The organism is Fontibacter flavus, from assembly GCF_042432905.1.
Taxonomy (GTDB): domain Bacteria; phylum Bacteroidota; class Bacteroidia; order Cytophagales; family Cyclobacteriaceae; genus Fontibacter; species Fontibacter flavus.
In genome coordinates this window covers 1-19,120 of sequence record NZ_JBHLWI010000042.1, presented here as the reverse complement: position 1 = coordinate 19,120, position 19,120 = coordinate 1, and the positions used below count along the sequence as shown (strand labels likewise).

Below are 19,120 nucleotides of genomic sequence, written 5' to 3'. Positions count from 1 at the left end.
TTTAAACTTCAAAATTTGGATCAACATGTTGCTTGATAAGTTCTCTTAGTGAATCTACACTTTCCCATTCTGTGTTATCACCAGAGTTATAAGCAAAGCCTTCTTTAACTTTAACTGCATCAAACTCTTGTATAAATTTATCCAGATTCCAATTGGGAACAGCTGGGAGAATAGTATAATATTTACCTAGGTCATAAGTATAAAATGAATCAGATGGAGTAATCATTTCTTCATGGATTTTCTCCCCAGGCCTGATTCCTACTACTTTCTGTTCACAACCTGGGGCAATAGCCTCTGCCACATCGGTAATTCTATAGGATGGAATCTTTGGGACAAAAATTTCACCTCCCCAAGCATGGAATAAGGCATGCATGACCATTTCTACTCCTCCTTCCAGTGAAATATTGAATCGAGTCATATTGGGGTCTGTGATCGGTATGATACCTTCCTTTTTCTTATTTATAAAAAAGGGGATTACGGAACCATTCGACCCCATTACATTCCCGTAACGGACCACACTAAATCTTATCGGATTCCACCCCTTGATATTATTTGCCGCTACAAAGAGTTTATCAGAGGCCAATTTTGTAGCACCATATAAATTTATTGGTGCACATGCCTTATCTGTTGAAAGTGCAACCACTCGTTCTACATTTGTCTGAAGACAGGCATCAATTACATTTCTAGCACCATCTACGTTTGTTTTAACACATTCTTCAGGATTGTATTCCGCTATATGCACATGCTTCATTGCAGCAGCATGAATAACGTAATCCACTTCTTTAAAAGCTCTCAATAGACGTTCCTTATCTCTTACATCCCCTATGAAAAATCTAATCTGAGGATATTTATCTGAAGGATATTCCTGAGCCATTTGGAATTGTTTCTGTTCATCCCTAGAAAAAATTATTACTTTTTTAACTTCTGGATGACACTGCAAAATATGACTTGTTAAAGCCTTACCAAGAGATCCAGTTCCTCCTGTAATTAAAAGCGTTTTGTTTTTCAACATTTTATAGTTATTTGAATTTAATTAATCTTTATAAGCATTATATTTCACGAAAACTGTAATTAAATCCCTATACCATAATGCTCAAACCCTAGTTCTACGAGGTATTTCTTGTCATAGATATTCCTACCATCGAAAACCACCTTATTCTTTAAAAGCTTTCCGATCGCTTCCCAAGAAGGAATCCTAAACTCTGACCATTCAGTGACCAACAATAAGGCGTCGGCATCCACACATGCATCATAAGCATCTTTGGCATAGGTAATCTTGTCCCCTATATAGATGTGCTGGGCTTCTTTCATAGCGATTGGGTCATAACCCTTAACCTTTGCTCCAGCAGCAATCAGTTCATCGATAATCACAATCGCAGGAGCTTCACGCATATCGTCTGTATTGGGTTTAAAACTGAGTCCCCATAGCGCAAAAGTTTTACCGGAAAGATCTTCTCCGAAATGTTGCTTTACTTTTTCAACCAACACATGCTTTTGCGCTTCGTTGACATCTTCTACAGCCTGAAGCACCTTTAAATCATAGCCATACTGCTTGCCCGTTTTGATAATTGCTTTGACATCCTTGGGAAAGCAAGAACCGCCATAACCTACTCCTGGATAAATAAACTTAGTCCCAATCCTTGGGTCTGAACCGATACCTTTACGTACCATATTGACATTCGCTCCAACTTTCTCGCAGAGGTTGGCAATGTCGTTCATAAAGGAAATCTTCGTTGCCAACATGGCATTAGCAGCGTATTTGGTCATTTCGGCAGAAGGGATGTCCATAAAGATGATCCGATCTCCATTCAGCTGAAAAGGTTTGTACAGACGCTTCATAATTTCCTCTGCCCTTTCATCATCCACTCCAATCACAATCCTATCCGGCTTCATAAAATCTTCTACTGCGGCTCCTTCTTTTAAAAATTCCGGATTGGAAGCAACCGCAAAAGGAATATCCGCCCCCCTTTGATCTAAAGCTGCTTTAATACTGGCCCTCACCTTCTCTCCGGTGGTTACCGGAACAGTACTCTTGGTAGCTACCACCATGTAATCAGTCATTTTTCGACCGATCTCATCTGCCACTGCCAATACATATTTTAAATCTGCAGACCCGTCTTCTCCAGGAGGAGTTCCTACGGCAATAAAAGCGACTTGCGAACCCTGAATAGCTTCTCCTAAGTCCGTAGAGAATTTCAATCTTCCAGATGCATAATTTCTTTTGACAATTTCTTCTAGTCCAGGTTCATATATGGGCATAATCCCTTTTTTCAAACCTTCGATTTTTTGTTGGTCTACATCCACGCAGACTACTTCTATTCCCACATCAGCAAAACAGGCACCGGAAACTAAACCGACATAGCCGGTTCCTACTACTGTAATCTTCATTTTATTGTGTTTACAATGTTTTTAATGTCACTAAGAATCACAAAGAAATCACTAAGGTACACTAAGATCGTTTTTGAGTATTTTTGTGAGTCATTGAGCGGGTTTTGGAATTAGGTCACAAAGAGCACTATGAATCACGAAGATCACTAAATTTTATTTTTTGTGAGCTTTGAGGTTCTTTGTGAGTTTTGTGCATCCTTGGTGAGCTTTGTGGCCCTTAGAGCAGCTTTGTGAAGCCTTCAAAGTATTACTCTTTTGATATTTCCTTTAAGGATTTTGGACTTCCAGTTGATCAGTAACCCAAGTTTATTATCCGTTAATTTTAAATAAGTCAGCAGCTGGGCAATATGTACATCAGTCAATGTTTCGACTGTTTTGTTTTCAACAATCAATTTTCCTTCAATGATCAAATCTATTCTGTAGGCCCTGTCTAAATCTATTTCTTTGTATCGTAATGGGAGTAGAATTTCTTCCTGCACATAAAGTCCTGCTTTATTGATTTCATAAGCCAAACATTTCTGGTACGCGGACTCAAGTAGTCCAGGACCAAGATGTCGGTGAACTTCAATGGCACAACCGATGACTATATGAGCTACTTCTTCAATATCCATTATTAGATCAAGAGTATTATTTCACAAAGAGGCACAAAGCGATCCTCCCTAAAGGGAGGCAAGCACGAAGAACAAAAAAAACAATCTCTTTGTGAATTTTGTGCTTCTTTGAGCAGCTTGGTGAAAATTGGGTCACTAAGAATCACTAAGAGCGCTAAAGGTCTTCTTTGTGAGTTTTGTGGTACTTTGAGCATCTTAGTGAAAATTATTGTCACATAAAGGCACCAAGAAGACCTCCCATTGGGGAAGAAAGCACGAAGAACAAAAAAACAATCTCTTTGTGAATTTTGTGCTTCTTTGAGCATCTTGGTGAAAATTGAGTCACAAAGCAATCACTAAGAGCAATGAAGGTCTTCTTTGTGTGTTTTGTGTTTCTTAGAGTGTCTTTGTGAAATCTTCACTAAACCCGATTCCATTGCTCCTTTACGCCCTTCAGGAACTCAGACCCAAAGACATAGCCCAAGCCAATGATAAATCCTAAAATGGTAAAGATCACCAAGATCAAAGGCCGCTTTGGAGCTGATTTTTCAGTGGGTACCGTTACCGGTTGGATAATGGAAAAAATAGGTGTATCCTTGGCTACCTGCAATTTGGCCTGCTCCAATTGTTTGGCTAGTTCTGTATAGATATTAAATGAAAAATTATATTCTGCCTCTAAGCGTTGCAATTGGTTTTGTGCTGAAGCCGATACAATATTTTGGTTTCGGTCACGAAAGCCTGAAAGTCTTGCTTGAATCTGCTCAAATTCAGCTTTTTTCTCTTCAAAGCGTTCTTCTGTGAATTTTAACTGCTCTCTAGCATTACCAATCTTATAGGCAATCAGTTCTTTTTGCAATAATTCCTGGGCTATTCTTGTCATCTGCGCAGCCATCAAAGGTTCTGGCAAAACAAATGAGATAGACACAAACCCTTCCTTATCATTAGGCGTTACAGTTAATTGTTGTTCAAGCCTTTTGAAATGTTCAAATTCTTCTTGTGAAACATTGATAAACCCATTTTCAGTCTCAATTGAAGATTCTGTCCCTTCCCCTTTTATCAATTTGATAATTACTCCAGGTAATCCTATGGTATACTGTTTTAAGAGTCCCAAAACACCAGGAGAATAGATTTCTTCAAAATACTCCTTATATGAGACCGCTCCTTCTAATCCTTCAACATTGATTTTGGATTCCAATAAGGCTTTTCTGAAAGAAGCAGAAGAGACGATTTTTGGATACAAAGAAGGCGGAATTTCTGAACTTCCTCCCATACTCCCCAAATTAATTCCTGCCAAGGAAGCCAAGCCACCTAAACTTCCTCCTCCTTTACTTCCTTCAGAAGTTTGGGGTATAAATGTAGAGGATGCTGTGAACTCTTTAGGCGAAAGTATAGCTACTGCCAATCCCAAAATCATAAACGAAACAGTGACGGAAACAAGAAGCTTTCGCTTTTCCCAAACTGTTTTGGCTAGGGCCAATAAGTCTATTTCGTCTTCTGCAGTATTATTTGAAGGTTTTGATTCAGTCATTGATATCAAAAATTAGGTGTTGAGGAAATTAATTAGACAGTCTGTCAATTAGAATTGCTAAAGTAGCCAAGGAAGAGGCCAACCCCACCCATCCCTGAACACTCATCGGTTCTCTTTCAGGTTTGGTTGGTACAATTATCTCCGCGCCAGGTTCAATACTTGGGTAAATATTTGCAAATAAAATTTTTCTTGTTCGCTTCACATCTCCATTTGCGTAAATCACATAAGACCTTCCTCTTCTGGATTTTTCAGTAAATCCTCCTGCTCTGGAGATATATTGTTTGAAACCGGAATTAGGTCTATACCTCGCCGAAGTGGGATACAATACCTCTCCTCTCATCCTTACAGTCTGCAATTCCCTTGGAATACTCAAGACATCCCCTTCTCTTAAAATCAAATCTGAAGGTCCATAAGGATTACTCAGAATAGATTCCAAATTGATACCGATCAACTCAGTATCCTTAATTTCTATTTTACCAATTCCATCTGTTGATTCTCCCAATTCCACAAGAGACTGCTGTCTGAAATCTTCTGCACCTAAACTTTGTTTTTTCTTTCTGTCTTCTTCTCTGCTTTCTAGGATTTTTTGGTCAATCCTCTCAAATAATATCTTATCAGACTCGGTCCTATCCAAACTGTCTCTGCTAATATTAGATTTGACTTTGATCAAGTTTTCCGCCTTAATTTCATCTTCTGATGGCACTTTATAAAATTCATTTCTTCGGATCAAAGTCGCCCCTTTAGGATAAGCATAAGGATTGAGACCGCCAGCCCTTTTGATCAGATCAGAAATTCGCTCATTGGCATGGGCAATGGCAAACTCGCCCGGATAAAGTGCCTCTCCTTCTACCCTCACCAATTGTTCCCGCTGAAAACCAGGGCTTCTCCTGATCATTACATGATCAAATGGTTGCAAGGGCTCCAAAGCCCTGGTGCCACTGACCTTCAAATCCCTATCAACATCCAAAATGATGATCTCCGCCAATTTACCTGAAAGGTCATTTTTCACCCTTCTGGCAATTTCAATTTTCGAGGCAGTTGCAGATTCTTTAAAACCACCTGCTTTCAACACCAAATCCGCTACCGTCATGTTTTCACCAAAAGCAAAAGCCCCTGGCTTGTTCACTTCGCCTGAAATCTTCACATAATATTCTTCTCTTAGGTCATAGATACTAGGGACATTCAGCACATCTTCCCTTCTCAGCGCAATGTCTTCAGCTTCTCCATTAATGACAGCCTTGATATCAACAGGGACAATTTCTAGTGAAAAATCTCCTTTAGTCCTATATAAAGTGGCCCTGTTTAGGAAAGCATCTTCTCTCAAGCCATCTGCTTTTGCCACCAAATCTCTGATTCCCATACCTGGTGTAAGCGCAAATACCCCCGGCCTCATCAAGGCTCCGGTAACCTGAACCCTATTTTCAAATCTGTTCAGAATTTCCCCTACTCTATATATATCTCCATCTTGCGGATAAAAGGCCTGAAAATTACCGGCATCCACATCTTCCACCCGCATCTCTGCTCCTGTCTTTCGGGTTACGGTCAACCGCTCTCTGTAAGCCTGACTGCTGAATCCTCCTGCAAAATGGATCAGCTGCTCTACCGTCTCTCCTGCTTTTACTTCAAAAAGCCCTTCTCTTCTCACAGGCCCCTGAACTTCCACTCTTGAGCGAAGAGGCGGTACAATGATCACATCATTATCCCTTAGGTTGATGGGGGAAGTAAATTCTCCTTTGACCAAAAATTCATAAACATCTATTTCTGTCAATAATTTGCTATCCCTGTAGACTTGGATATGTCTGAAGGAACCGTTTTCGTTTGGTCCTCCTGCAGCAAATAAGGCATTGAAAGGGGAAGCAAAGGAAGGTAAGGTGTAAGTCCCCGGTCTATTCAATTCCCCTACCATGGAAATGGATACTGTTCTGATATTCCCCAATCGGATATCCATAAAGGTATTAGGGTTGCTACCTCCGATTCCGGAATAAATCCTTGTCAAGGCCGACCGTATCCTTCCGGTAGCTGCTGCAATGGTAGAACCTCCTACCTGAATCGGCCCCACATTGGGTATAAAAATTTTTCCATCGGGATTTACGGTAACATCATAAGTTTGTTGAGATGCACCATAAACATCAATCAATAACTGATCTCCTGCCCCAATAGTGTACCCTTGAGGAGTAGGAACATTCAGACTTGGATTGAAATTCAGGTTTCTGTTATGGAATAAGGTATAACCGAAAATTTTCTTTTGTTTAGGTGTCAGGTCATAATAAGGATCAGATTTTCTCAGGGAATCAAAAATATCATCCTGTGACCGCATACCCTGAATTTGCCTTAATTGATTTGCTCCTGATGTGGCTTGCTGCCTTTGAGCTGAACCTCCACCACTTTTTAATGACGCGATTCTTTGTCGCAGTTTGGCCACTTCTCCTGCAGGCATTCCTCTTTCGGCTGCCATGCTGAGCATCTGTTGCTCATTCAGTCCTTGCGCCTCTGCCCTTTTGATCAACTGCTCTATCTGTGCGTCGGATAAATTATCGACTTTGATATTTTGAATGTCTGAGAGCGATTGAGCTTGAACCACCAAATGTGAGGTAAAAAGAATTAATACTACTAGGAGTTTTTTCATGGAGTGGATGAAATTTTTAACCGCGAAATTCTAAAAGGTTGTTTTAACCGCGAATTACACGAATTACACTAATTTTTTTGAATTATACCTCGCAAAGCTTGCGATTGACGCGAATGGATTTAACACCTAATTTAATTTTTGTCAAATAAGTTTATCTTACTCTGAAAGACAAGTAAATAAGTTCATTACCAATCAAGTCTTGAATCTTATTTCTTGTATCTAGCGTCTTAGAAAAAAACCGCTAATTACGCTAATTATTATAAAATTTGAACTCGCAGAGCTCGCAATTACACAAAGTGTCAACCGTCACTTTTAGTATCTAGAATTATTCTTTTAAATTCAAGTGACTTTGGACCGAAGTTTAGTAGTAGCCCTAGAGGTTTTCTGGTTGCTTTTAAGTAATTAATGACTTTAGCATAGTACTCATCCGTTATTGCAGTGGACGACTTTAACTCAACCAATATATTTCGATAACAAACAAAGTCAGCTATAAAGTATTTTGAAAGCAAATTTCCTTTATACTGAATCTGTAACCTAACTTCCTTTTCAAAAGGTATATTATTCTCAAGCAATTCAATTCCAAAAGCTTCCTGGTATACGCTTTCGAAGAAACCTCCTCCAATTTCTTTATGCACATTCATTGCCACCCCCACAATTTCATAAGTCTCTTTCTTAAAAATCATATAAAAACTCCTTAAAGAGCTCTTGTTCTTTTTTCAATTAATTTTGTGTAATTCTCGTAATTAGCGGTTTTTTTAACAATTCGTGGTTACAGCTTCGCCCTCTCAGTCACATTCCTATGTGCTTAGCGGGCATAAAATCCATTGAGATGAATCCGACTTGGTCCTCAGGGATCAGTTGGATTTTTGATATAAAATCAATGCCTCAGGATCAGAAATCTGTTCCTGAATTTGAAAATTAACCTCCTTTTCAATCAACTCCTTGATCCTTACGGAAAGTCTTTCCAGATATTCTTCATTGAGGTCCTCACCGGTTATCTGCACGTTTAATTTACCGGAATTAAGGCCTTTGGCGTAATCACCAACCAGGGCAACCTGGTTAACATCTCCCATTCTCTCCAAAACTGCTGCCAAAAGTTTATCCAAACCGAGATATTTTCGGATCAGGTCATGCAAATTGGTGAATAATGGATGCTCGGTGTTGGCTTTATAATCAATTTTGTTGCTTTCTGCAGATTTTAGTAACAAACCAGCCTCTGAAAGATGATTCAATTCCTTGCGTATAGCATTAGTAGACTCACCAAATTCCTCCGCCAATCCACGCAGGTGTCCCTGGTTTTTAGGATTGCTAAAAAACTTGATCAAAAGCTTGAGCCTGGTCTTAGATGTAATTAAATAATCCAGCATAAAAAGGGCGATGCCACAATGAGCAACAAAAGTACTCACCTCTTTGATAATACCAAAAAGAAAAAGATAAAATTTTCAGTGAATTCTTCTATCCCTTTCTGTAAACACCTTCATACTTCTTTTCAAATAAACGTTTGAAAAGAGAACCTGTCAAAGCTGAAAAGCCACCGATAAAAAAACCAAGAAAGAAAGTAGCAAACATCAACAGGTTGTCATTCTTAATGCCCATCAATTCCGCCATCTGAACAGGAAGGTCGGAACCTGTCTGTATGGCAATCATCAAGGACTTCAAAAACCAGGTTAAACCAAAACCAATACCTGCTGAAAAAAAAGCCATTCCCGGATTTAATCCCAAAATAAAAGAGATTAAACCTGTCAAAATCATCAATGCCCAAAATGGCACAAACTGACCTACCAAATACACCATCAAGGCAGTGATAAATAACATTACAAGAAATCTGGCCATTTATTTTTGATTGAATATTGTGGTGAATAAGACATTTTCGCGATCAGAAAGCGTGCGCAAACCAAAGTCAACATACTCTCCGTTTGCCCATGATTTGATGAAGTTGTCGTAAAACTTACTGCCAGGATTGCCGGATTGTCCTCCAGGATAAATTCCAAAGGCATTGATTTGGTCTCCCATTTCCACTACCATCCTCCAGCTTGCGCCATGTCTTTCCGATGTGGCATTCAAGATCCCTGAATAGCCGCCAGTATATATCTTTTCCCTACTAAAAGATCTGAAGTTGGGAACTAGGTGCATAATGCTGGTACCCTTGTATTCAGACCATTCATATGAGCCATGGTCTTCCTCCCATTTTTGGATATCTGCAACCATCTGCGTGAATCCTGCCCTTACCAAGTCTTTAGCTGTTTCTACATTTTCAGTTTCAGGAAAGTCAAACAATTCACTTGCCGGTTCATCTCTAAGGAGCAAGACTGTTTGATATTTGTTGGGTAAAACTACAGGCCTTCCTTCCTCTTCCCATTTTACCCAAATTGATTTATACAAGTGTTTCCACCAGGTCTGAAAAAGTGCAGGCTCTTCCTGATTGGGGAATGTATTGTAATTCCAAGCCCTTAATTGACCTAGATACTTTTCTTCTTGTCCGTCTTTTGGAAATCCCTCACCTTCTTCTAAAAGCGACAACATAATGGGTAAAGCCTCCGCCGCATGAAGGTGGAATTGATCAAATTGCAGACGCTTCATATCGTCGACCGTAATATTTTCCATTTCACCCAATAGGCGGTTAAGCCTTCTGTTTCGATAATGTTCAAAACTATTGTCAAACATAAAATAAGGGTATGATGGGCCTGTAGAATGCTGATTGGCTGAAGACACAAATCCCCTTGAAGGATTCAGCGTTGCAGGATTCTGTTCAAAAGGAATAAAACCCTGCCACTCAAATGCAGGATTGTTGCCATCCATCAAAAACATGCCCTGCCCTTCCCATTTCAAAGGGAAACGTCCCTGAACTTTCATGGCAATGTCCCCGGTTTTAGAAGCAAACACAAAATTTTGGGCAGGTGAAGTGTAGTGGTTCAAAGCCTGCAGGTAATCTTGGTGGCTTTTACCTTTGTTGAGTAAGAGAAAAGTTTTCTGCTCATTAGATGGTAAATGTGCTGTCCACTTCAAAGCAAAGTTCACATCCTGTCGGTTAGCCCTAAATGTTGGGTCAAATACAACCGGTCCATGATGAGTGTAAACTACTGTATCTATGAAAGTGGGCTCACCCTTCACTTTGATTTCCTCTATCCTAAAAGAGCTTTGTATCCACTGGTCATTGTACAAGTATTCTTTTCTGTCCTCGTTTTTGAACTGAATGGCATACCAATCTCTAGTATCTCTGGTCGCATTGGTGACACCCCAAGCGATGTTTTCATTAAAACCTGAAATAATCCCTAAGGCTCCCGGTAATGTCGCTCCTTTGGTTTTGTGCTCAGGAGTACTGAGCTGCATGGCATACCAAAGGGATGGGAGGTTCAAACTTAGGTGTGGGTCATTTGCCAGAATTGCTGCGCCATTCTTGGTCTTTTCAGGCGCAACTGCCCAATTGTTGGATCCTACTCCGGGTTCTGGTTGTGGAAGATTGTCTACTATGATGTCATCATCTGGATAGGCCAAACCCTCAGGTTTGTTAACAGTAATCGGGGTGAAATCCCAAACTTTTTCTTCCTCTATTACAGGATCATTTTCTTCCGGAAAAAGCGGATACAATTTATCCAAAAGTGTCTGACCGATTATTTTCCTCATATTGGTAAATTCCAGATCCTTATCCCCTACCAGCATATCTGCCATGTATTTGAGTAATAATAAGGACTTGTAGGCACTCCATTTTTCTGGCCTATAATCCAATATCTTATATTCCAACGGTAACCTTGCCCTAGACAGGCCCTCTATATACTGGTTGACACCATCTGCATAGGCTTCCAGTAATTGTATGGTTTCGGGGTCATTTTCCTGAAGATACTGAAGCGATTGTTCGGCACTGAAAGCCAGACCTTTTCTCCTTGTCATTCTATCTAACTCAATGGCCACGGGACCTACAATCTCCGAAATCCTACCTGCTGCAGCCATCGTCTGAAATTCCATTTGCCATAATCTGTGCTGCGCAGTCACATATCCCTGTAACCTATACAGATCGAGGTCATTTTCTGCAAAAATATGTGGTATCAAGTGTTCGTCGTAAACAACTTGTACAGGTGCACTGAGATTTTTTAATCCTACATAGTCTTTTGAAAGGGCATCTTCGCTATAGGCATTTTGCCAAAAACCATGATTGGGATCAAGAAGATGGCCTAAAGGAGGTACTGATCCAATTTGGAGTGAAAGGACCACCCCCAAGGCAAGACTAATAACCAAGGATATCAGAAAAGCAATGTATCTCATGTTTTTTCAGAGTGAATTAAGGAACCAACAATTTACTTGGAATTGGTTAATAAATACATGATGACAACTTGAATTTTTAAAAGACAGGATTTTTTTCTCTAAATTAGTTGACTTAAGCCTTATTATAATTGTTCAATTTTCAAGTATATTCACTCTAAAACCTGGCAGGTTTTAACTCTAATATCGCTTTTTTTGCACGAAATTATTATAAACCTGCCAGGTTTCTGCTCCAATTTCAAATTATGGAATTAGCTTGAAAAAAAGGATTTAAGAAAGCAAGCCTTTCTTATTTCTTCAATACACACCTTAAATCTTTCAAAAAACATTAATAAAAACAGCTTTTTTTTAACACCTCTCTATATTTTTTCACTTATCCGATTAGAATTTCTCAACAAAGATTCCACAAGGTAATTTTGATATCCATAAACGATCTATTTTTCCCTGCAGTAACTGAACCTGAAATATTTTAGGCTCAAAATCAAAAAATATTGAATGGAGAGGTTAATTTTTTTAAATCAAAAAAAAGAGGCTGCCTTAAAAAGCAGCCTCTCTTGATTTTATCTTAATCCTGATTATTGTATTGCTATAGGCAAAACTAGCTTTTCCCATCTCACCACAATTCCAGGTGATTCAATGGCAATACTTAACTGTTCCTGACTTTCAGAAACCCACTCTGGGGTAGATTCCACTCTTAGCACATCATTTTCCTGCTTATACTGGAAATGTCCATGCTCCAGATCCCACTCTGAATTGAAAATCACCGTCCACTTACCGGAAGCTTTCGGGATGGTAAAAAGAGAGTATCTGCCTGCTTTCAATGGTTGGCCTTCTACAGTCACATCCGCACTGAAATCCACATACGTAGATTCATTAGCGCCCGTCCTCCATACTTCGTTATATGGAACCAGGTCACCCCAGATAACTCTTCCTTTCACTGAAGGAGCACCATATTGAACTCTCAGTTTGGTTTCTCCAATATTTCCTTCAAGAGACCTCAAAGGACTTGTTCTTTGGTCTTGTGCTTGGACTTCTTCCGCCACTTCTTCCACTGATTCCGTGGTTTCGGCAGCTTTTTCACCGCCACATCCAAAGAAAAACATTGTACCAGCTGTTAAAACAGCTAACATCAACAAGTTTGGTTTTTTCATAGAGTTGTTGTTTTTAGGATTTCGAAGATATGAATTTTCCCAATATCGATAAAATTTTATTGTCTGTTCAAACAAAAGCCATTCCAAATCAGCATACTTTCTTCAGATAAGATTTTGTTACAATGACCTGCCAACAACTCTCAAGAATCAAAAAGCCTTTTAATTCTCAATCAGAAATCATTACATTTCATATCTGAAATAACATACCATTTCCAACATTCTATGAAAAGAAAACAATTCAATTTTATGGCGGGCTTAGTTTTCCTGCTTTCTTTAACCTTAATTTTTTCCTGCCAGGAGCAAGCAGCAGTGGAAAAAACATTTGAAAATCCTTTTGAGGGCCCAAGTCCATGGCCTGAAATCAGAAAAGAACGTATCCAAAAACTGCTTCCTGAAGCCATGAGGGCTGCCGGTGTGGATGCATGGATTATCGTATGCCGAGAAAACAACAATGACCCAATCGCCCATCACATTGGAGGTGAAAATGCTGGTGGCACTGCTTTGTTTTTATTCTATTTAGAGCAAAATGCGGTAAAATCAGTGGTTTACTCACCGATTGGGGAGGCCACTGCACTGGCAGACCTTAAGATCCATGATGAAGTGATCCCTGTTGACAGGGGCAGTTCGGCCATAGCAGATGCATCAGCTTTTATCCAATCTAAGAATTTCGCCAAAATAGCTGTCAATTACTCAGAGGAAAATGCACTGGCAGATGGATTGAGTTCTACCCAGAAAATCAGTTTGGAAAAAGCACTTGGTTCACAGGCCAATAAATTGGTCTCAGCTGATGAATTGATTTATGAATGGCTTTCTGTCAAACTTCCTGCTGAAGTCGACATCATGACCAAAGCTGCAGAACTGACTGCCCAATGGCAAGTGGAAGCATATGCCCAGGTAGTCCCTGGAAAAAGCACAGATGCAGATGTGGCCAAATTCCTGAAAAAGAAAATGGAACAATACGGTGTAACAGATGCATGGCATCCTGACCAAAACCCAAACATCAATTCAGGTCCCGATAGAGGCCACTCTCATGCTACCGAAAAGGTTATCATGCCAGGTGACGTTATCCAAACGGATTTCGGGATCAGGGTATGGGATATGTGGGTTTCTGATATCCAAAGATTCGCTTATGTATTGAGAGAAGGAGAAACACAAGCACCTGATTCTGTACAATATTATTTCGAATCTTCAATTGGAGGAAACCGTATTGCCCTTGCTGCCATGAAGCCGGGTGTACTAGGCTATCAAGTCGACAAAGCCCAAAGAGATTGGATGGCTGAAAGGGGTTCAGAACCCGTCATGTGGAGTACAGGTCACCCGGTGGGCTATGTAGCCCATGATATTGGACCTAGCCTCGGAGGTGGGTTGTTACCTGATCCAAGTGTAAGGCCTACTGCTGTAAAGCCACTGAAAGAGGGTATGCTTTTCGCATTCGATGGATTCCATGCCTGGAAGCTTCCTAATGGCGGCACCAAAACCATGTCCGTGGAAGAAACAGCTGTTGTCACCAAAGATGGGGCTCGATACCTGATCAAACCACAGGAAGAATTGATCCTGATCAAATAAAAGTCTTATATCCGAAGCTTTAGAAAGGCAATGATCTAAAGCTTCGGATTTTTCATGAAAATCCTCTCCATTTGTAGTTACTATCCAAAAGTCATCATGGCCGAAGGCAAATCATTGGGTTTAGCAATCATAAATTCTCATTTTTTATTCTATTTTTACCCATGACCATATCTTCATTTGCATAGGGGACGTTTAACTTCTAATTTCGTGTTGTAAAATCTATTACATGGTCAGATTCATTACCAGCCTTATATTTTTGGTTTCATTGGCGCTGTTCTACAGTGTCTATATTTCACCTGAATTTTTTCCCTACGTGGGATTGATCACCTTGACCATTCCTGTTCTCTTGATCATTAATGCTCTTGTCTTTTTCCTCTTGGTATTGGCGAAAAGAAAATTGGCCATTCTTCCCTTGATTGTCCTATTGGCTGGATGGAAATTTGTCGGAATTACTTTTCAAATGCCCAAAGAACAAAGTGATGAAAATGGTTTATCCATTTTAAGTTATAATGTTGCGCTTTTTTCCTATTCTCGAAACAACGGAGACAGCAAGGAAACCAATAAAAACATTATCAAATGGCTGCAGGACAATCCTTCAGATATCAAGTGTTTTCAGGAATTTTACCAAGATCCAACCACGCCTTCCAGAAATGCCATTAAGCTTTTAGGGACTGACCAGGGATATGAATATTCTTACCAAATTATAGAAGGAAAGCCCCGAGCGAAATCCTATGGCTTGGCCATTTTTTCCAAATACCCCATCATCAATGAAGGAAAAGTATTCGATACCCGCAGAAATAATGGGGTAATTTTTGCGGACATCAAAGTGGATAAAGATACCCTAAGGATTTATAATGCGCATTTGGAATCCATGAGCATTGAATCAGAAAACCTCAATAACCTTGACGGTATTAAGGAAAATTACAGACAAACGCTTAAAAAGCTGAAAAATGGTCAAGTAGTCAGAGCCTCTCAATTGGGCATTCTGGAAGAGCATATGAAAAACAGCCCATATGTCAATATTTTGGTTGGCGATTTCAATGATGTGCCTTACAGTTATACCTATTTCACTTTGAAAAAGTATATGAATAATGCTTTTGAAAAGGCCGGAAGAGGCTTTGGTTTCACGTACAACAAAGTACTTTTCTTCCTGAGGATTGACAATATTTTTTATGAAAACCCCTTGAATGCCCTACAATTCAAAACCCACAAGGAAGTAGATTATTCAGACCACTACCCTATCTCAGCCTCCTTCAGTTGGGAAAAACCACTTCAAAAGATCAATCCTGAAGAGACTATTGATTAGCTTTTTTCTTTTTCCAAACATTCCCTAAAAACAACAACAAAATAGGTAAGAGCATCAAATCAGCCATTAGTGCAAAGATGAGTGCCAGGCTGATCAATAGACCTGAATAATAGGTTACTCCGAATTCGCTAAGCATCAGTATAGAAAATCCTGAAACCAATATCACCGTACTCAGGATAATAGCCTTTCCTGTTTCAAGAAATGTTCTCTTTAAGGCATATAGCCATGGTTTCCCTTTCCCCAATTCTAGCCTAAACTTGGACATAAAGTGAATGCTGTCATCTACTGCGATACCAAAAGCAACTGTAAAAAGGATGGCTGTGGTCAGTTTCAATTCAATCCCCAATAACCACATCACCCCACACATCCACAATAAAGGTATGATATTGGGTAAAAGCACAAAAAATGAAATCCTCCACGATCGAAAAAGAAATCCGGCAATGACGGCCACAATTGCAAAAGCCAAACCCAGGCCTTTTACCATCTGTTGGGTAACGCTTTCATGACTGATATCAATCAAATGGGATGTTCCTGTAATCCTCACTTCCAATAAATCTTGCTGTATCTGATTTCCCACAAAATCTTCCAGCTTCATTTTTAAGTCCTTCCCAAGCAAACTCCCCATATCTTCCGTCCTTGTGGAAAGTCTTCCCGACTGAAGATCATCAGAAATTACTTTCAATGGCATTTTATCCATGATCATGTTCAAGGAAGGACGCATCCTTGGGAACTGTCCTTGGGAAGGAACCCTATATGCCTTTTCATTACCTGAATTTTGGGCCTGATTCATTTCTTTGACGATGGTCAAAGGAGATATGATAGCCGCAGACGAGAAAGTTTCCTGAACAAACTTTTCCAATTTATCTATTTCCAACAATACTTCTCTCTGCAAAAGGTCTTCCGCAGCTTTTCCATTTCCCAAGGCAATCTCCAGAGGTTTTGAACCTCCGAAATTTTGATCAAAAAAACTGAAGGATTTGCTCAATTCATGATCTATGGGCAAATTATCCAGGATATAGCCGTTTACTTTTAACCCTCCCAACGATATCCCAGACAAAACTGTAACTACCGCAAACCCTATTACAATCCTCTTTTTATTGTTCAAAACAAAAATCAAGAACTTCCTCATCCATATCTGCCAAAATGCCGTGAATCGCCCAATTTTATCACTTTCAAATCCCGGCACTAAATACAATAGGCCCGGAGTAATCAGGATTATCGATAAAAACATCAACAATACGCCAAAACCAGTATACAAACCAAAATACTTAAGGCTAGGTACCGATGTCAAATACAGCGAAATAAACCCTATTGCAGTTGTCATGCAGGTAAGCAGAACAGCAATAAAGAGTTCGGAAAAAGATTTTTTTATGGCCTCGGTTTTATCGAATCCCTCTCTAAGATGCTTCAAATAATGGTTGAAAAAATGAACCATTCCAGCCAATCCAACCACTGATAAGACTGTCGGCTGCATCACAGACATCACATCCAATGGTTTGCCGACATAGAGTGAAAGCGCAATGCTCCAAATCACTCCTATCCCAATCACCACAACCGGAATGATTACCCCCCAAACATTTCTGAAGATAACCAGCAATAACAGCACGATCAGTATCAGAGAAATGCCCAGGAAAAAAGAAAACTCATTTTGCATCAACTGTACAAATTCCCCTTGTGCTTTTATTTTACCCGCAGTATAAACCACAGGAAGACCTGATGCAGAAAGAAGCGTTTCAATTTGTGCAAAAAGCCTGTCTCCATCTACTTTGCTGATTCTTTGCTGATGTTGCAGGATCAAAAGGATAAATGCCCCATCTTCACTTATGAGATTAGCTTTGAATTTTTGACTTTCAAGGATATTCTCTTTGGATCTGCTTAAAATCTCTTCATCGGACCAATCCAATAATCTCCTGTATCTGACACCGAATGGGCTGATAATGGGCGATTCCAACTCAAGCAATGAGGCGATCTTTTCAACTCCTTCCAACTTTTCAAGATCTGACTGCAATCCATTAGCCTTTTGAAGAAAATCCCGTTCAAAAACTGTTTTCCCATTATTCCCCAAAGCGATCAACAAGTAGTCATTATCATTCCCGAATTCTTCCCTGAAACTTTGATAAAACGCCAATTCTTCATCTTCCTGAGGAAAGAAGCTCTCAAAATCATAATCAAAAATTATGGGAGGTGGAAAAACAATAATGGCAAGCGTTAGCAACAAAGCCAACACAAGATTTATCAAAGACTTCCTTTTATCAAACATTTGCACATGAAAATATACAGCAAAGACTGCAAAATGTTTGAGCATTTGATAAAACCTCTTTCCTTATTTTACATATATTTCTAAATTGCCATCAATAAAATCCCCTAAAAACATGAAGCAATATCACGATTTGATGCAGCACATCCTGGACAATGGTGTAAAGAAAGAAGACAGAACAGGTACTGGAACCATCAGCGTGTTTGGTTATCAGATGAGGTTTAATCTGGAAGAGGGATTCCCAGTGGTCACCACCAAGAAATTGCATCTTCGCTCTATCATTATTGAACTGTTATGGTTTTTGAAAGGGGATAGCAACATCAAATACCTCAACGAAAACAAAGTCAGTATTTGGAATGAATGGGCTGATGAAAACGGAGATCTTGGACCTGTTTATGGATATCAGTGGAGACATTGGCCTGACGGAAAGGGCGGAGAAATCGATCAGATCAAAAACCTGATCCACCAGATCAAAACCAAGCCGGATAGTAGAAGGCATATCGTCAGTGCCTGGAATGTAGCGGATGTGGACAATATGGCCCTTCCTCCATGCCATACCTTGTTTCAGTTTTATGTGGCTGACGGAAAACTTTCCTGTCAACTCTATCAAAGAAGTGCCGATGTATTCCTAGGGGTACCCTTCAACATTGCATCCTATGCTTTATTCACTATGATGGTAGCTCAGGTTTGTGGTTTGGGATTGGGTGATTTTGTACACACCTTTGGTGATGCTCATCTTTACAGTAATCACTTAGAGCAAGCAAGATTACAATTAAGCCGGGACTTGAGACCTCTACCGACCATGAAAATCAATCCTAATGTGAAGGATATTTTTGAATTCAAATACGAAGACTTTGAATTGTTGAATTACGATCCGCATCCGCATATCAAGGCGGAAGTGGCGGTTTAATTTGCTCGTAGGTAAGGAAAAAAGTATTTATTAGAAGTTGGAATTTCGAAAGGTGGATTTCGGAATTAGATGATATATTAAACTTATTTGTCTTTGGAACCGCAATAGTTGAGAAAAATCTAATAGCAGTGACAAGGCAAAGCTGTAATTAGTATCTATCCTTTTTCTGATGGACAGCTTCATCTTTTAATTGTTTCAAATAAAGTTATCCTCACTCAAGCGGATTGCTATGGGTAAAGGCTTAACCTTGTCATATCGACTGAAGGGAGAAATCTTTGTCTGTAAGGTTAAACTTAATCCTTTCCTTCATCCGGGGGACATGAACAGGTTAAGATGAAATTGATGTTTTTTTTATCGCTTCTCGAAATTTTCAATTTCGAGAAGCGATAAAATGGATTTTAAATCCATGGTATCCAGGGGGCTGTCCGAAAAGGGCAGCCTTTTTTATGCTGCAATTTTTTGATTTTGAAAATCTAAAGTCATGATTGGGGATTTTTGATTAGATTTTTTCCTTGACACGTATAATACTGGTCGACTAATG

14 protein-coding genes are annotated in these 19,120 nt (G+C 39.6%); 3 read left to right on the top strand and 11 right to left on the bottom strand.

Annotation, left to right across the window (positions count from 1 at the left end; translation table 11 throughout):
- Position 1: 1 nt before the first annotated feature.
- From pseB to ACFFIP_RS15325, 10 genes are all read right to left on the bottom strand, one after another.
- Positions 2-1,012 carry a UDP-N-acetylglucosamine 4,6-dehydratase (inverting) gene (gene pseB, locus ACFFIP_RS15370; protein WP_382388583.1) on the bottom strand — a complete coding sequence of 337 codons (1,011 nt, stop codon included), beginning with the start codon at positions 1,010-1,012 and terminating at the stop codon, positions 2-4.
- A 59-nt stretch (positions 1,013-1,071) separates the two neighbouring features.
- The gene (locus tag ACFFIP_RS15365) at positions 1,072-2,388 is read right to left on the bottom strand and encodes a UDP-glucose dehydrogenase family protein (RefSeq protein WP_382388582.1); all 1,317 of its coding nucleotides are present in this window, start codon (positions 2,386-2,388) and stop codon (positions 1,072-1,074) included.
- Between the two features lie 239 nt (positions 2,389-2,627).
- Positions 2,628-2,999, bottom strand: a complete 372-nt coding sequence (locus ACFFIP_RS15360) for a GxxExxY protein (protein ID WP_382388581.1) — start codon at positions 2,997-2,999, stop codon at positions 2,628-2,630.
- Positions 3,000-3,399: 400 nt separating this feature from the next.
- On the bottom strand, positions 3,400-4,506 hold the full coding sequence (locus ACFFIP_RS15355; RefSeq protein ID WP_382388580.1) for a Wzz/FepE/Etk N-terminal domain-containing protein: 1,107 nt from the start codon (positions 4,504-4,506) through the stop codon (positions 3,400-3,402).
- 28 nt (positions 4,507-4,534) lie between these two features.
- A complete protein-coding gene (locus ACFFIP_RS15350; protein ID WP_382388579.1) occupies positions 4,535-7,132 on the bottom strand; it encodes an SLBB domain-containing protein in 2,598 nt (865 codons plus the stop codon).
- A gap of 299 nt (positions 7,133-7,431) precedes the next feature.
- Entirely contained in the window at positions 7,432-7,815 is a 384-nt protein-coding gene (locus tag ACFFIP_RS15345; protein WP_382388578.1) for a GxxExxY protein, read from the bottom strand.
- Positions 7,816-7,986: 171 nt separating this feature from the next.
- Positions 7,987-8,499 carry an ArsR family transcriptional regulator gene (locus tag ACFFIP_RS15340; protein WP_382388577.1) on the bottom strand — a complete coding sequence of 171 codons (513 nt, stop codon included), beginning with the start codon at positions 8,497-8,499 and terminating at the stop codon, positions 7,987-7,989.
- Positions 8,500-8,587: 88 nt separating this feature from the next.
- Positions 8,588-8,965 carry a hypothetical protein gene (locus tag ACFFIP_RS15335; protein WP_382388576.1) on the bottom strand — a complete coding sequence of 126 codons (378 nt, stop codon included), beginning with the start codon at positions 8,963-8,965 and terminating at the stop codon, positions 8,588-8,590.
- The gene (locus ACFFIP_RS15330) at positions 8,966-11,392 is read right to left on the bottom strand and encodes a penicillin acylase family protein (protein ID WP_382388575.1); all 2,427 of its coding nucleotides are present in this window, start codon (positions 11,390-11,392) and stop codon (positions 8,966-8,968) included.
- Between the two features lie 572 nt (positions 11,393-11,964).
- Positions 11,965-12,540: a DUF2911 domain-containing protein gene (locus tag ACFFIP_RS15325; RefSeq protein ID WP_382388574.1), complete on the bottom strand. Its 576-nt coding sequence runs from the start codon at positions 12,538-12,540 to the stop codon at positions 11,965-11,967.
- Positions 12,541-12,762: 222 nt separating this feature from the next.
- Here ACFFIP_RS15325 and ACFFIP_RS15320 point away from each other — a divergent pair, with 222 nt between their 5' ends.
- Together ACFFIP_RS15320 and ACFFIP_RS15315 are read left to right on the top strand one after the other, a co-directional pair.
- Positions 12,763-14,106, top strand: coding sequence for a M24 family metallopeptidase (locus tag ACFFIP_RS15320; RefSeq protein WP_382388573.1), 1,344 nt, complete (start codon positions 12,763-12,765; stop codon positions 14,104-14,106).
- 226 nt (positions 14,107-14,332) lie between these two features.
- Entirely contained in the window at positions 14,333-15,412 is a 1,080-nt protein-coding gene (locus ACFFIP_RS15315; protein WP_382388572.1) for an endonuclease/exonuclease/phosphatase family protein, read from the top strand.
- Here ACFFIP_RS15315 and ACFFIP_RS15310 read toward each other — a convergent pair.
- The gene (locus ACFFIP_RS15310; protein WP_382388571.1) at positions 15,402-17,717 is read right to left on the bottom strand and encodes an efflux RND transporter permease subunit; all 2,316 of its coding nucleotides are present in this window, start codon (positions 17,715-17,717) and stop codon (positions 15,402-15,404) included. The genes ACFFIP_RS15315 and ACFFIP_RS15310 overlap by 11 nt on opposite strands.
- A gap of 67 nt (positions 17,718-17,784) precedes the next feature.
- Between ACFFIP_RS15310 and ACFFIP_RS15305 the strand changes: the two genes are divergently transcribed.
- Positions 17,785-18,579, top strand: a complete 795-nt coding sequence (locus ACFFIP_RS15305; RefSeq protein ID WP_382388570.1) for a thymidylate synthase — start codon at positions 17,785-17,787, stop codon at positions 18,577-18,579.
- Positions 18,580-19,120 lie beyond the last annotated feature (541 nt).